This is a genomic window from Acidovorax sp. 62, from assembly GCF_002754495.1.
Taxonomy (GTDB): domain Bacteria; phylum Pseudomonadota; class Gammaproteobacteria; order Burkholderiales; family Burkholderiaceae_C; genus Acidovorax.
On sequence record NZ_PEFJ01000001.1, the window covers coordinates 3,688,975 to 3,703,763 of the forward strand.

The 14,789-nt window shown below is 62.8% G+C and carries 10 protein-coding genes; all 10 read right to left on the reverse strand.

The genetic code is table 11. The features are described 5' to 3' along the window. Positions 1 to 11 precede the first annotated feature (11 nt). The 10 genes from CLU86_RS16615 to CLU86_RS16660 all read right to left on the reverse strand — a co-directional run bounded on the left by CLU86_RS16615 (position 12) and on the right by CLU86_RS16660 (position 14,669). The gene (locus CLU86_RS16615) at positions 12 to 1,700 is read right to left on the reverse strand and encodes an AIPR family protein (RefSeq protein ID WP_099742379.1); all 1,689 of its coding nucleotides are present in this window, start codon (positions 1,698 to 1,700) and stop codon (positions 12 to 14) included. Positions 1,701 to 1,755: 55 nt separating this feature from the next. Next, positions 1,756 to 2,094 carry a 3'-5' exonuclease gene (locus CLU86_RS16620; RefSeq protein WP_233195063.1) on the reverse strand — a complete coding sequence of 113 codons (339 nt, stop codon included), beginning with the start codon at positions 2,092 to 2,094 and terminating at the stop codon, positions 1,756 to 1,758. A 34-nt stretch (positions 2,095 to 2,128) separates the two neighbouring features. Continuing rightward, positions 2,129 to 3,004, reverse strand: coding sequence for a DUF6216 family protein (locus CLU86_RS16625; protein WP_143226727.1), 876 nt, complete (start codon positions 3,002 to 3,004; stop codon positions 2,129 to 2,131). Between the two features lie 360 nt (positions 3,005 to 3,364). Continuing rightward, on the reverse strand, positions 3,365 to 5,485 hold the full coding sequence (locus CLU86_RS16630) for an alpha/beta hydrolase domain-containing protein (RefSeq protein WP_199175140.1): 2,121 nt from the start codon (positions 5,483 to 5,485) through the stop codon (positions 3,365 to 3,367). A 261-nt stretch (positions 5,486 to 5,746) separates the two neighbouring features. After that, complete coding sequence (locus tag CLU86_RS23250; protein WP_099742381.1) at positions 5,747 to 7,384, reverse strand: methyl-accepting chemotaxis protein; 1,638 nt, start codon at positions 7,382 to 7,384, stop codon at positions 5,747 to 5,749. 339 nt (positions 7,385 to 7,723) lie between these two features. After that, on the reverse strand, positions 7,724 to 8,707 hold the full coding sequence (locus tag CLU86_RS16640) for a glycerophosphodiester phosphodiesterase family protein (RefSeq protein WP_099742382.1): 984 nt from the start codon (positions 8,705 to 8,707) through the stop codon (positions 7,724 to 7,726). 140 nt (positions 8,708 to 8,847) lie between these two features. Further along, positions 8,848 to 9,204 carry a DUF4124 domain-containing protein gene (locus CLU86_RS16645; RefSeq protein ID WP_099742383.1) on the reverse strand — a complete coding sequence of 119 codons (357 nt, stop codon included), beginning with the start codon at positions 9,202 to 9,204 and terminating at the stop codon, positions 8,848 to 8,850. Between the two features lie 40 nt (positions 9,205 to 9,244). Then, positions 9,245 to 11,293, reverse strand: coding sequence for a UvrD-helicase domain-containing protein (locus tag CLU86_RS16650; RefSeq protein WP_099742384.1), 2,049 nt, complete (start codon positions 11,291 to 11,293; stop codon positions 9,245 to 9,247). A 236-nt stretch (positions 11,294 to 11,529) separates the two neighbouring features. Beyond that, positions 11,530 to 11,760: a hypothetical protein gene (locus CLU86_RS16655; RefSeq protein ID WP_099742385.1), complete on the reverse strand. Its 231-nt coding sequence runs from the start codon at positions 11,758 to 11,760 to the stop codon at positions 11,530 to 11,532. After that, positions 11,757 to 14,669, reverse strand: a complete 2,913-nt coding sequence (locus tag CLU86_RS16660; RefSeq protein WP_099743642.1) for a DNA topoisomerase III — start codon at positions 14,667 to 14,669, stop codon at positions 11,757 to 11,759. The genes CLU86_RS16655 and CLU86_RS16660 overlap by 4 nt, the downstream gene beginning before the upstream one ends. Positions 14,670 to 14,789 lie beyond the last annotated feature (120 nt).

The window sequence follows — 14,789 nt, forward strand, 5'->3', positions numbered from 1 at the left end:
GGGCAATAAACCTAACTCTTAATATTTTTTGCAACATTTTCCAACGCACTCGGCTTATTCGTTTTTTGTTTGGATAGTTGAGCCACTTTGAAATCAATTTTTGGTTCGATGAGTTGCAAAAATTTTGTGGAACGCAATGTGGATTTAAATGTTCCAAATTCTTTGCCATTTCCATAAGTATCGAGAGCTTGCAAATAATAAATTTCAACAGCAGCATCTACTATTTTTATCAAAGCGCTTTGAAATTGTTTTGTATTAATTCTCTCAACAGTAATATGCAACGATGTGGTATCAGAATATTTTTCAATGATTTTATTAGCAACGAAAATTATCCAAAATGTAGAGGTCACAGCTAGCAGACCCGCAGATGACGTGTCTGCCCCAAGTTCTTGTAGCTGTTCTATTCTTTTCTCTTCGCAAATATTCCCAAGCTGCCACGCTAGGAGGACGTCCTTAGTCTTTATTTGAGGGAAAAAGAGTTGAGAGTAAGGTTCGTCGAACAGTTCGGCTTTGTTATTAATAGCTTGAATCAGAAATTTATTGTGCCTTGCTGCAAGATATTGCGTAAGGCGATCTAGCTCTATTATTTTTGACGTATCTCTTTTTCTCCTGCTGCCGGATTGTTTCGGCGCATAGCTAATATTTAGCGCAGCAAACTCACGTCTCAGCCGTTCTTGCGTACTATCCACTGCTCGGACAGTCCATATTTTTATTGCATTCTGGGAGTTGTTGAATCTGACAATGTCATTTTTTACCGCATCTTTTGCAGCGACTACCCGAAGTAGGACTTTGCACTTATCTGTTGCCGCAGCTTCAGTCAACGCACTGGTCGTTTGACACCCATTAACTATGCTAAATCGTTTGAGTTTAAGTGCATCGCCTTTCTTTCCAAGAGGCTCTGCCGTATCGGCGATGATAGATACGCCATTGTTGAGTGCCCAAAAAAGCCCAGGCGTGTCAGTTGCAGTTTTTATGATTTGTTCATTTATGCCACCCTTTCTATTACCGAGAAAGAGTCGGACATTTCCCGCAAATAACTGATTAGTATATTTTTTGTTTAACCTTATTAGTTCTGATGCCGAAACATTCCCAATCCAAGCACGGCCATAATCACCTTGATCTTCGATATATTTTCCAGTAAACGTCAGAGTATCCTCACTAATTCCTTGCTCCGATTCAATTAAACCTTTGTATTGATCAAGAATATCCTCTTGCCCTAGGTAAAAAAACTGGAATTGGGAAAGGGCCGCTGATGTTTTTGTGTGCTCAACAGCTTTTTTAATGGATGCATTGGATTTCCCAAGACTAATAAGGCCAAAAGCTACCGTGTATTCTGGGTATTTGTCTTTTAACACATCAATTTGATCAGCGAGTTCGTGCTTTCCAAGATCTTTTAACCCTTTTGTTTTCTCGAAGAAAGGTATCGCTGCGACTACGTCACTCCACTTAGATTTTGGAGTTTGCTTGTCATGGTTGTCTCCGCAATGTCCTTGAACAATGTAGATTGTCTTGTTTGAATCATCGGCATAAGCCAAATCTATCCCATTGTCATTTCCTCCATCCATCGCCGCTGAGCTCAATGCATCATCCTCATCTAGATCGTGGAAATTAATGGCATACCAAGCCGTGAATGCTTTATGTGGCGAGATCCTTGCGCGCTTTGCCAACTCAGAGATTGATGCCAATATATCTTTAATCATTTGAATGCTCTTTCTATTTTTGAAAATTATTTATCTAAATTAGTATTAAAAATGTCTAAAGCTCTTGGCTGAGCCTTTCATTACTTGCCGCGCCAATTACTAAGCTGTGCGTCGCCCTAGTCGCCGCCACATAGAACACCCGCGCCGCTTCCTTCTTGTCCTGAACATCCGCAGGCATACCCCCCACGCCGGGCAACGCCACAAAGGGAAATTCCAAGCCTTTGCTGACCTTCATGGTCATCACCTGAATCGGATCTGCGCCGGGTCGATATTCACCACTCTTTTTGCGCACGCGGTACGGCAGCTTGCGTTGGGCCAGGGCGTTGGCGCACAGGTCCATGGTTTTCCTGTCCGCGCACAGCATCGCCATGTCCCCAAGCAAAGTCATATCCATGCACCTTCGTTTTGTGCAGTCAAAGTGCGTCACTTCAGTCTTTCGCACCACAGAAATCCAGCTCGGCCTGCGCCCCCGGCAAGGCTGATGTCAAGCCACGGGCCAAAAGGTCTTTGGCCGCAATGACTTTGTTCACCACTACGGCCACGTAGCCGAGCAGCGCCAGAAAGAACAGCAGGCAGGTAAACAAAGCCCAGCGCTGCTCTTTCAGCTTGCTCGCCAGATGCTCTGGCCACTCGTCGGCTGGCAAAAGCTCGCACAACGTTTTCACTTCCGCCTCGGTGAAGGAGGTACGCGCCGCGTTCGTTGCCAGCGGCTGATCGCAGTCGCTCTTTTTCAATGGGTTTCTGTTGAAGAAGAAGGGGGGCCACAAGGTCTGCGCGCTGGACTCGGTGGCGAGGAAGGTCCGCTCGCTCGCATTGAAGGTGAACGGCACTTGCGGGATCAACAGCAGCCAGGCGCAGACTATCGATCCGACAAGGGAAACGGTAAACACTGCAATCTGGGCAAAAAGGTAGGGGCGCGAGGGAAAGTCTTGCTTGCGCACCTGCCGCAGCCCAGTGTCGAAGTAGCGTCCACAAGCAGCGATTTGGCGCAAATCAACGCCGTGGAGTTGCGCCCACGCAATCAACTGGTGCGCTTCTTCCAGGCTGGCCGCCTGCACGCCAGAGAACATGCGAAAGGACATGAGGTTGGTCTGCTCGTCCACATACGCACGGATCTTGGGGTCTGAGATTTCTTCGCTGCCGTGCACCAGCAGCCACAGGCGCCGCAGCAGGGTGTGCAGCGACACCGTGCGCCAGATGACAACGGCAAAGCCAACGAGCAGTACGAGCGGAATCAAGGCGGCCAAGGCGCCGCCGAACTGCGTGATGGTGGCGAAGTCCATCACGCAGCAGAGGGCGCGCATCGCCCAAAGTGGTGCGGCCTCGATGCAAGCGAGTCGTTGGCTTTCTCTTGCGGCCTGTCAGCCAGGCGTTTTTCTCCACGGGTCATGCGCGGCAAGCACGCACCCAGTGCCGGTATCAATGTCGCCATGCTGCTGGCAGTTTCCCTGAGCTGGATATGTGTGTAATTGTTAAAACACTGTAGGGTCAGGGATCGGTTTGCGCAACTGCCAAAGTTGGTAGGTACGTCAATTTATGCAAAAACAGGCTCTAGCGCTTATTGAATAAGCGCTAGCAGCTATGCTTTCAATAGCAAATTGGCACGCCGACACGCTGCCGCCCCGCTGTGCACGCCGTGTGCAGCGGGGTGGCCGTGCGGGTGCTCAGGGCAGGCGGGCCAGGGTGCCTGCCTCTGCCGCGCGCACGGCGGCCTGGGCGTCGGCGGGGAGCAGCAGGCGTTGTTGCTCCAGGCGCCAGGCGGCGGCGCGCACGGCGGCGGTGTAGGCGTCTGGCGTGGGGTAGCGCTCTGCGATGGAGGGGCGGGGGTCTTTGCGGGCCAGGCGTTCTGCGCGGGTGGCGGCCAGGGGCAAGGTGCCGCCTTGCTGGGTGCAGATGCCGGAGGGGTTCAGGGGGTCGATGGGGGCGGTGGTCTTGGCGTTCCAGCCCACGTAGGTGGCGCGGGGCACGGCCACGGCGGGCAGGCGCACGGTGCCCAGGGCCAGGCCATCGGCGTCGGTGCGGGGCACCAGCACGGGGTAGTGGCCCAGCACGGTGGGCAGGCCGCTGGCGCTGTCGGTGCGCCACGATGGGGTGGCGTAGCCCTGGTAGCCCAGCAGGGTGCGCAGGCCTTGGTATTGGCCGGGGTAGCTGGTGTGGTCGGCGGGCACCAGGGTGCCGTCGGCCACGTTGGGGTAGTGGCTGGCCGGTGGCTCGGTGCCGTGGCGCACCCAGTCGTTCATGCTGGTGAGCAGGGCGCGCATGAGCGGGCCGACGTAGATGGGCGATGTGGGCAGCAGGCAGCCTGCCTCGGGCTTGGCCAGGGCGTCAAACGCGGCGAAGTGCGGGGTGCCTGCCACCAGGTAGGCGCGCACGTTGGCGGGCAGGGGCAGGTGCTGGGCCTGGGGGTCGGTCACGCTTTGGCTGCCGTGCGATGCCCACATTTCGTATTCCGAGTCGACCTGCATGATGCGCGGGCAGGTGCTGGTGGCGGTGCAGCGTTGCAGCAGGCCGTCGGTGCGGCCGGTTTGCGCATCGGTGCTGGTGGCGTAGGCCATGGGGAACTGGTCTACGGGGTACAGGTCGTCGCTGTTGGGGCCGGGGTTGCGGGCAGGCTGGGCAAAGCGGGCGTTGGTGTAGCTGCGGCGCCCACCGGGGATTTGCAGCAGCAGGCCGTCGTACACGGGGCGGTGGTCGGCGCTTTCGTTAAAGCCCAGGTACACAAAGTCGCGCAGCACGCGGCCTGACTGTGAGATGCCGGTGCCCAGCAGGGTTTGCATGGTGGGCTGGCCGCCTGCGGCCAGGGGGTTGGCGGCGCTGGTGTCGTGACGCAAGAAGTGGGCGATGTCGCGCAGCGCGGCCAAGCCCAGGCCCATGACCTTGGCGCCCCGGGCGGTGTAGGTGAATTCGTAGACGGCGTCTGCCGGTTGATTGGCTGGGCGGGTGATGGCGATGGTCTGGTCGTCCACAAACCGCCAGGCCAGGCCTGCGGGCTGGGTGCGGGGGTCTTGCACGCGGGCGCGCACGGTGAGCTGGGCGCCTTCGCGCGTGGCGGCGGGGTAGGCGAGCTTGACGGTCTGCTCAGCCTCGGTCTGCTTGGGGGTGAAGACCCATTCGTCGCGCGAGGGGCCGGTGACGCCTGGCAGCGTGGGCACGTTCAGGCCCAGCGCTGCGGCGCCTTGGCCGCCGCTCACGGGCAGGTCGCCCTGCCAGCCGATCCACGCCAGGGTGTAGCCCTGGGCCAGCAAGAAGCCTGCGCCTGCGTCGGCGGGCTCGCTCAGGCGGCCGTAGCTGGTGGGGGCGTCGTCAAACCCGGGGCCGATGAGCTTGCGGCCCCGGTTGGGGGTTTCGATGAGCAGGGTGCCGTTGGGGCGCTGGGGCTGCAGGATGACGACGTCGGCCACGCCGATGACGCGGCCTGCGGCGTTGCGCGGGGCCAGGGCGATGTCGGCAATGGCAGCGTTGCGGGGGTCTGCGGGGTCTACCGCAAAGGTGGCGCGGGCGGTGATTTTGCGGGCGGTGCCGCGCTCGCCAAAGCTGCGGGCCTGCAGGGCCGGGGCTTGGGTGCTGAGCACTTCAAACTGCGTGACCTGAGCCTGCACGGGGGCTGCGGCGCACAGGGCCAGCGCGCCAGCCACCCAGCCGCCCTGCCACAGGCTGGCAAGTGCGGTGCGGGGTGCCAGCCACCGGGCCAGCAGGGTGGCCTGGGGGCGGTGGGCCGTGGGGGCAATGGCCGCAGGGGCGGCCATGCGGACCGGTGCGGGCGAAGGAGTCAGGTGGAGGTGCATCGTGAAACCCTTGGGCTGGAACGGGTGGACAGATGGAATGCCAACGGTGTGGTGGGGCATGGGTGAGGCCATGGTGAGCAAGCTGGGGGGCGCACGCAATAGGTGCCGACACCGATCCACCAGATGCGCAACGCACGCCCGCCGCATGATGTGGTTTGGTGTGCGGGGCGCTGTGCGCGCAGGGCTACAAAAGAGAGACAGGCGGGCGCCATGGCACGCACGGTGCGCTGCGCCCCAACCTCAGGCAGCCTCAGGCCACACTCATGCCAGGCGCAGGGTAGGCTCTTGGCCCCGGCCAGGCTGACGCAGGGCACCGGTGCCCTGGCTTGCGCCCGCTTGTGCGCTGGCGCCGGGCACCCGGAAGACGGCCACCAGCTCGGCCAGTTGGCGGGCCTGGTCGTTGAGGGCGTTGGCCACGGCGGCAGATTCTTCGACCAGGGCGGCGTTCTCTTGGGTGACCTGGTCGATCTGGGCCACGGCCTGGTTGACCTGGTGGATGCCTGCGCGCTGCTCTTGCGATGCGGCGGTGATCTCGTCAATGATGACGCGCACTTGCTGCACGGCGCCCACGATTTCTGTCATGGTGGTGCCCGCGCGGTCGACCAGGCCCGAGCCTTCGCGCACTTTGCCTGCTGAGGCGTCGATCAGGCCCTTGATCTCTTTGGCGGCCTGGGCGCTGCGCCCGGCCAGGCTGCGCACTTCGCTGGCCACCACGGCAAAGCCACGGCCTTGCTCGCCTGCGCGGGCGGCTTCCACCGCTGCGTTCAGCGCCAGGATGTTGGTCTGGAAGGCGATGGAGTCAATGACGCCGATGATTTCTGAGATGCGGTTGGAGCTGTCGGTGATGCCACGCATGGTGTCCACCACGTTGCCCATCACGGCGCCGCCGCGCTCGGCAATGGCAGCGGCGTTGTGCACCAGCTCGCCTGCGCGCTGGGCGTTGTCGGCGTTTTGGGTGACGGTGCTGGTGAGCTGCTCCATGCTGGCAGCGGTTTGCTGCAGCGATGACGCTTGCGATTCGGTGCGCGAAGACAGGTCGAGGTTGCCCGAGGCGATTTCGCTGGCGGCGTGGCGGATTTCTTCGGTGCCGTTGCGGATGTTGCCAATGAGCCCCGCCAGGCGGGTTTGCATGGTGTGCATGGCAGCCATCAGGCTGTGCGGGTTTTTGCCCGAGACGGGCACCACCACCGTGAGGTCGCCATCGGCAATGCGGCCGGCCACGTCACCGGCCTGCGCAGGCTCGCCACCCAGGCTGCCCGTGACGCTGCGGATGATGAGCAGCATGGAGACATGGATGATGGTGCCCAGCACCAACACGATGGCCAGCAGCTTGGTGATGGTTTTGTAGAAGGAGGCCTGGATGTCGCCCACCAGCACGCCCGCCATGATGTGCCAGTCCCACGCTTTGTTGTAGCGCACGTAGGTGACTTTGGGCATCCGCTCGACCTTGCCATCGGGCTGTGTCACGCCCGCCTGGTAGGAGACAAAACCCTGGCCGTTCTTCTGGCCCATGGCGGCCAGCTCTCGGTAGTAGGCAACGCCGTCGGGGTCTTTGCGGTCGCCCACGTTGGTGCCAATGAGGCTGCCGCCCGTGGGGTGCATGAGCATCAGCGGGGCCGAATCGATGACGAAGAGGAAGTTCTTGCCGTTGTCAAACCGCAGCTTGGACAGCCGGGCCAGCGCCTGCTCTTTGGCGGCGGGCAGCTCCAGGCGCCCGGCGGCCACCTCTGCGGCATACGACTCCACCAGGCTGTAGCCCAGGTCCACCACATGGTTGACGGCGGCCTGCCGCTCGTCGGTGACCACAGAGCGGGCATGGAACGCGGCCCACGCACCGAGCAAGAAAAGCCCGAGCCACATCAGGATCAAGGCCAATGTCAGTTTGGTTTTCAGTCGCATAGAGAGATGGGGCCCCAGGGGGACTAGACGGGTTGGAAACAAATCAGGACAACGCGACCCGCCGGAGCAGACACCCAAGACCTAGGGTTAACACCAATGACGGAATGCGAGAGGCTGGATTGTTAACCAAATCTCGTAACCAAATATTTCTATTTGACATTCAAGCAACATTTTTTGTTGCGTTCTCAACCCCTTTTGCTGCGCTTCATTGCGCGCGATGGATTGGGCATGAAAAAAGCGGCCAGCGCTTGATACAGAAGCGCTGGCCGCTATAAAAAATGAAGCAAATGGTGCACCAACAGCCTCAGGGGTGCCAACCCCTGGGGCGCTCAGGTGGCCTTACTTGCCTTGCACGTAGGTGTTGCGGGCGGTGACAGCCAGGTCAGGGTAGTTGGCAAACATGCCGTCCATGCCCATGTCCAGAAACTGGCGGAACTCGGCCGCCGCCAGGGTGGCGTCTGCCTGGGCAAAGGTCCAGCCGTGCACCTTCAGGCCAGCGGCGTGGGCCTGGTCGATGAAGGCTTTGGTGAGGGGGTAGGTGGTGTTGTTGATGAGCACGCCCACGCCTTCGGTGAAGCCCGCCACCTCTTGCAGCGTGAGGGTGGTCACGCTGGTGCTGCCCACCACGCCCATGCGCAGCGAGCCATCGGCCGCCTTGGTGGCCACGCCCAGCAAGATGAGCGGCATCTTGTTGTTCTGCGCGATCTGCTTGGTGCGCAGGCTGCGCAAGGTGGCGTCGCTGAAGGATTGGATAAAGAGCTTGCTGCCAGCGTTGTAGCCGTTGGCGTTCAGCGTTTTCAGGATGCCGTCTTCCATCACCGGGTCGGCCTGCTTGGCTTCGGGGTAGATGCCCACTTCGCGGCCCACGGCGTTGCTTTGCTTCTTGGCAAAGTCCACCACCTCTTGGAAGGTGGGCACCGTGAAGGGGCTGGCGGCGCTGGGGGTGAAGCCGGGGTAGCTGGTCTTGCCCGTGCCGGTGGGGATCACCGTCAGGGTCTTGATCTCGGCCAGGGTGAAGTCGGCCACCTTGTAGCCGCCGTTGCGCTGCGCAAACAGCGTGGCTACGTTGGTGGTGCGGTTCAGGGTGTCGTCGTGGATGGCGACCAGTGCGCCGTCTTTGGTGATTTGCAGATCGGGCTCAATGAAGTCGGTGCCCATGCGGATGGCCAGCTCGTAGCCGCCCAGGGTGTGCTCGGGCAGGTAGCCGCTGGCGCCCCGGTGGGCAATGACCTGGGGCTGTGCGGGCGAGTCATCGCTGCCACCGCAACCGACAAGGACCAGGGCAGACAAGCAAACGGCGGCGAGGGATGTGAGGGCTTTCATGGCGTGATTCCGTGGTGGGAAAAACGCGCGACTCTAGGGGCGCGCAATGACATTGTGGTGACATTGCGCGATGGGGCTGACGCCGACCGGACAGGGCGGCGCGGGGCGTGCGCGGCCTTACCCGCAGTAGACCAGCCGCCTTACCGAGGCAGCGTGGTCACGGCGCCGCCGTCCAGCAGTTGCTCTTGGCTGCCGGGTGGGCAGGGCTGGTCGGTGTAGATGGTGCGCCCTTGCTGCACGCATTTGCGGGGGGTGGGTGCCACGGGGGCCGATGCGCCACTGCGCGCACTACCGACACCGCCTGCGCTAGCGGATGCCGCCTTGCGGTCCTGCGGCAAGGTGTCTGCGCCGGGGCGGGTGGCTTTGCGCCAGGCCTGCTCGGCCCAGGGCTGCACCTGCCCGGCCCATTGGTCGCGCGTCCACCACGCGGCGACGGCGGCGGCCAGCAGCAGCACGGCCAGCAAGGTCCAGAAGGCGCGTTGGCGGGGGCTGCGCATGGTGTGGGCTCCGGTGTGTGGTGTATGCGGTGGATGCGGCTTAGGTCGCTGCCGTGCGGGCGCCGGGCATAGCCGTGCCGCCTGCGTCCGCACCCTTTGCAGCGGCAGCAGCTGTGGCCTTGGGACTGGCGGCGTAGCCCAGTTGCTCCACAAACACGCTGGGGTGCTGGCGGTGCGACAGCAGGGTGAGCTGCTGGCGGGCGCGGGTCATGCCCACATACAAGGTGTTCTTCTCTTGCGCAAAGGGTGCTTGCGGGTCGGGGAAGGCGCCTTGCTCCAGATAGGGGATGAGCACATGCTCAAACTCCAGCCCCTTCACATGGCCGATGTGGGCCAGCACCAGGCTGGCGGTGCTGCGCAGCTCGCGCTGGCGCTGCTCGGCGGCGTTGAGGTGCAAAAAGTAGTCGCGCGCGCTGCCAAAGGCCTGGGCGGCGTGGCTCAGGCCCGCCAGGTTGGCCAGGGCGTCGGCACGGCGCTGGCGCGAGACGAACACCTCGCGCACCACGGCCTCGATCTGCAGGGCCTCCAGCAGGCGCGCCAGGGTGTCGGGGCCATGGGCTTCCTTGGCCACCTTCAGCGCGTTGCGCAGGCGCCGCTGCATGGCGGGCTCGACGTTGGGCACGATCTGGTTGGTGAAGAAGCTCTCGAGAAACAGCGGGTTGTCTGTGACGCTGCGGATGGCATCGGCCAGCAGGTCGTGCTGCGATTCGTGCTCGCGCCCCTTCACCACAATGCGCGCACCGCAGAAGAAGACCAGGGCGCGCATGAGCTTTTCTCGGGTGCGGGGCTCGGTCACGCTGTCGAAGTTGTCGGTGGCCACGGCCAGCAGGCCGCGCACCAGCAGCACCTCGGGGCGCAGCAGGTAGCTTTCAAAACCGCTCACGGTGTAGGGCACGCCGTCGGCCAGCAGGCGGTTTTCGATGGCGATGGACTGGCCCGGGTGGCGCAGCAGCACGGCCAGCCCGGCCATCTTGCCGCGCGTGGCGGTGCGCCACTGCTGCACCTGGTGGGCGATCAGGTCCACGCATTCGGCCTCGTCGTCGTAACCCAGCAGTTGTACGGCGGTGTCGTGCGCAGCCAAAGAGCCGTAGGGCTTGTCTGCCAAACGCCCGGCCTTGATGGCCAGCTTGCGACCAAAGCGGTGGCTGGGCGTGAGGGGCAGGCGCGCCACCGGGCGGCCGGTGTGCGCGGTGATGGCGTCGCCCATGAACACGGCATCGGCCCCGTGCGCACCGTAGATGACCTGGTCGCGGTCGCCCACGCCGCAGAACTGGCACGGGGCCGAGTCGAGCAGCTCGCGCAGCACGCGGAACGAGGCTGCGTTCATGTCGTGCATCTCGTCCACCAGCACCATTTGCAGGTTGCGCGGCCAGTGCGGCAGGCTGGCGGCGGTGTCGCCTTCCAGCAGACGGCGGGCCAGGTCGTAGGTGGCGTCGTAGGGGCCGCGAAACAGCGGCTGCTCGGCCAGTTCACGGCGGCGGATGCGTTCGTACGCGCGAAACACCTTGAGCTGCGTGTAGCCCAGCCCCAGATCGCCCGCATAGTCGGGCGTGGCGGGGCCGTCGTCACGCTCTAGGTCGTCTTTCATCGTGCCCTTGAGCCAGAGAGCCATGGCCAGAAAGTCTTCGATAAAGCCTGCATCGCCCGCGCTGGGCAGCTGCAGTTCTTCGGGCCAGCGCTCGTATTCGTTGGCCTCCACGCGCTGCACGGCCTCCCACACGTAGGGGCGCAAGGCCTCCATGGTGTCGATCTGCTCTACCGGCGGGGCATAGGGCTCTTGCAGCATGGCGGCGCAAAAGGCGTCAAAGCTGGCAATGCGAAAACGCTGAACCACGGGCGCGGGCAGGCCGATTTTGCGCAGCGCGGCCTGCAGGGCCTGGCAGGCGGTGTCGGTGTAGGTGAGGGCCAGGCAGCGCTCGGGCGGCATGCCGGTGGTCCACGCCTGGGCCATGCGCAGCGCCAGCGTGGTGGTTTTGGCGGCGCCTGCGTTGGCCTCGATGATGAGCGTGCGCTCGGCAGACATCTGCACGGCGACTTGCTCGTCGGTGGGGGTGATGTGCTTGGGTTGGTAGGGGTGAACGGTGGCCAACGGGGGTCCTCTTACTGGGTATGCCGGGCATGCCGGTGGGCATTCAAAAAATCGACACAACCTTTCATGCGGGGCCTGTTGCAGCGCCGCACACAGCCCGTGCCCTGGCTTCGACAGGCTCAGCCCGAACGGCTCGGGCTTGGGCCGCGGCTCAGTCCCTGACGGATCGAACGTGCACCGGCGCCCCCGGTACAGGGCGCGGGTTGCATGCAAACACTGTGGGCACCGCGCGAAGGTCAGCGCCGCCGGCCCACGCCCACGTCAATCTCGCCATACACGGTAACGCCGCTGCTGCCGCCGCCCATGTCCGTCACAGCGTTGCCCTGGGGGCCACTGCTGCTACCTGCGCTGCGTTTGTACAAGGGGCCAGGGGCATCGCCCCCGGCGGCTGGCGTGCCAGCGCAGCCTGCAAGCAGGCCCAGGGCTGCGCACAGCGCCCAGGCCCGTGCGCAGGCCTGCGCGGTCATGCGTCGCCGCCCAGGTGGTTGCCCAGGATGCCCGCCAGCTCGAACATGCCCGCGCTGTCTTTACCAAACACAGCACGCAGCTTGTCGTCGGCGACGATGGTGCGCTTGTCCTTGGGGTCTTGCAGGTTGTGGGTCTTGATGTATTCCCACATCTTCTTGACGGCCTCGGGGCGTGCCACGGGTTCGCTGCCAATCACAGCGGCCAGGGCGGCGCTGGGGGCCTTGCCTGCGGCGGCCTTGCGCGGGGCTTTGGCGGCGGTGGACTTGGCTGCGGCCTTTTTGGCAGGGGCTTTTTTGGCGGCTGCGGTGGTCTTGCCTGCCTTGGCGGCGGCGGTTTTGGCCGCAGCGCCCGGGCGAGGCGGGAACTTGCTGGGCGCGAATTCAAAGTTGACCTTGCCCGCTTCCTTGTCCCACGCCAGGTGGGCCTTGAAGTTGCGGCGCGTGCGCATGCTCACGAACTTGTCGAGCAGGTCGGTCTTGCCGGTCTCCAGCAGCTTGTGCATCTGCTCGCGCTCCACGGGCTGCTGCAGGATGATCTTGCCGCTCTTGAAGGTGCAGCTCGGTGTGGGCTGCGCGGCGGTGGGCACGGCTTTGCTGCACACGTAGTTGCTGCCATGCTCGTGCACTTCCGATCCGCAGATAGGGCAAGGGCCGAGCGCGGCGTCTTCAAACTCCACGATCTCGCCGGACTCTTCGCCCTTCTTGTCGTCGCCAAAGTCGAATTCGAGCTTGTAGTTGTGCGCTTCGTCGTCGTACTTGATGACGATCTCGGACGTGAAGGGCCAGCCCGCCTTGGAGCGGAAGCCTTCCAGCGGGCCGATCTTCTTGTCGCGCAGCAGAGCGTTGGCCTCGGCGGTTTCAAAGGTGCGGCCTGCGGGCGATTTGCCAAAGCTGAAACCGCAGCCTTCGGCGCCCGCCTTGCCCACGCAGGCAAAGCGGCGGTAGTTTTCCTTCACCACGCCACCGCAGTTGGGGCACGGCGATTCCAGCGTGGCGTAGTCGCCCGGAATGGTGTCGCGGTCGTATTCCTTGGCCTTCTTGACCATGCGCTCGGTCATGGCGGCGATCTCGGCCATGAAGGCTTCGCGGCTCAGTTGGCCCTTTTCCATTTGCGAGAGCTTGTACTCCCACTCGCCGGTCAGGTCGGCACGGCAGAGCTCCTCCACCTCCAGCCCGCGCAGCAGCGTCATGAGCTGGAAGGCCTTGGCCGTGGGGATGATTTCGCGGCCTTCGCGCAGCATGTACTTTTCGGTCAGCAGGCCTTCGATGATGGCCGCGCGGGTCGCAGGTGTGCCCAGGCCCTTTTCCTGCATGGCAGAGCGCAGTTCCTCATCGTCGATCTGCTTGCCCGCGCTTTCCATGGCGCCCAGCAGCGTGGCTTCGGAGTAGCGGGCGGGGGGCTTGGTCTTGAGGCCCTTGGGGTCCACGGCCAGGGTGTTGACGCTTTCGCCGGGTTTGACCGGCACCAGGTTCTGGCCCTTGTCGCCGTCCTTGCCGCCTTCGACTTCTTCGGCGGCTTCCTTGCCGTAGATGGCCAGCCAGCCCGGCTTGACCAGCACCTTGCCTTCGGTCTTGAAGCTGTGCGGGGCCACGGTGCTGATGCGGGTGGTGACGGTGTATTCAGCGCTGGGGAAGAACACCGCCATGAAGCGGCGCACGACCAGGTCGTACAGCTTTTGCTCGGCCTCGCTCAGGCCGCTCGGTGCCTGCAGCGTGGGGATGATGGCAAAGTGATCGCTGACCTTGCTGTTGTCGAAGATACGCTTGGACGGGCGAACGTAGTTGTTGTTCAGCGCGGTGAGCGCGTGCGGCGCCAGGTGGCGCATGCCGCTGTCGGCCAGCATTTCAAAGGTCTGCTTGGCCACCGGCAAATAGTCTTCAGGCAGCGCGCGCGAATCGGTCCGCGGGTAGGTCAGGGCCTTGTGGCGCTCGTACAGGCTTTGTGCCAGGGCCAGCGTGGTCTTGGCGCTGAAGCCGAACTTGCCGTTGGCCTCGCGCTGCAGGCTGGTCAAATCGAACAGCAGGGGCGATGCCTGGGTGGTGGGCTTGCTCTCTTCGGTGACGGTGGCCTGCTTGCCGCGCACGGCGTTGGCTATTGACTGTGCCTCGGCGGCAGACCACACGCGGTCCGCTCGCATCTCTGCATCCTCGCCCTTTTTCCACTTGGGGTCGAACCACTTGGCGGGGTATTCACCGGCCTGGGCGCCAAAGGTGGCGTGGATTTCCCAGTAGTCGCGGCTGATGAACTTGCGGATCTTTTCTTCGCGCTCCACCACCAGCGACAGGGTGGGCGTCTGCACCCGGCCCACGGTGGTCAGGAAGAACCCGCCGTCGCGCGAGTTGAAGGCCGTCATGGCGCGGGTGCCGTTGATGCCCACCAGCCAGTCGGCCTCAGAGCGGCTGCGCGCCGCGCTGGCCAGGCCCGCCATCTGCTGCTCAGAGCGCAGGGCGTTGAAGCCATCGCGGATGGCCTGGGGCGTCATCGATTGCAGCCACAGGCGGCGCACGGGCTTGCCCAGGGGTTTGGAACCACCGGCGTACTGCTCGATCAGGCGGAAGATGAGCTCGCCCTCGCGGCCCGCGTCACAGGCGTTGATGAGTTCAGACACGTCCTTGCGCTTGGCCTGCTTGACCACCGCGTTCAGGCGGCTCTTGGTCTTGTCCACGGGCTTGAGGTCAAAAAACGGCGGGATCACGGGCAGGTGCGCAAAGCTCCACTTGCCGCGCTTCACATCAAACTGCTCGGGGGCCTGGATCTCCACCAGGTGGCCCACGGCGCTGGTGACTACATAGCGGTCGTTCTCGAAGTGGTCTTCGTGCTTGTCAAACTTGCCAGCCACGGGGGTCAGGGCGCGCACGATGTCCTGCGCCACTGAGGGTTTTTCTGCAATTACCAGGGTCTTGGTCATTTTGGGGCTCTCGCCAGTCATTCTGGTTGCCCGGGTTGCGGGCGCTTCTACAATTCGGCTCTCACGCGCATGCACACGCATACACGCGCACGCACACACATGTGTGCACCATCAAGTTAA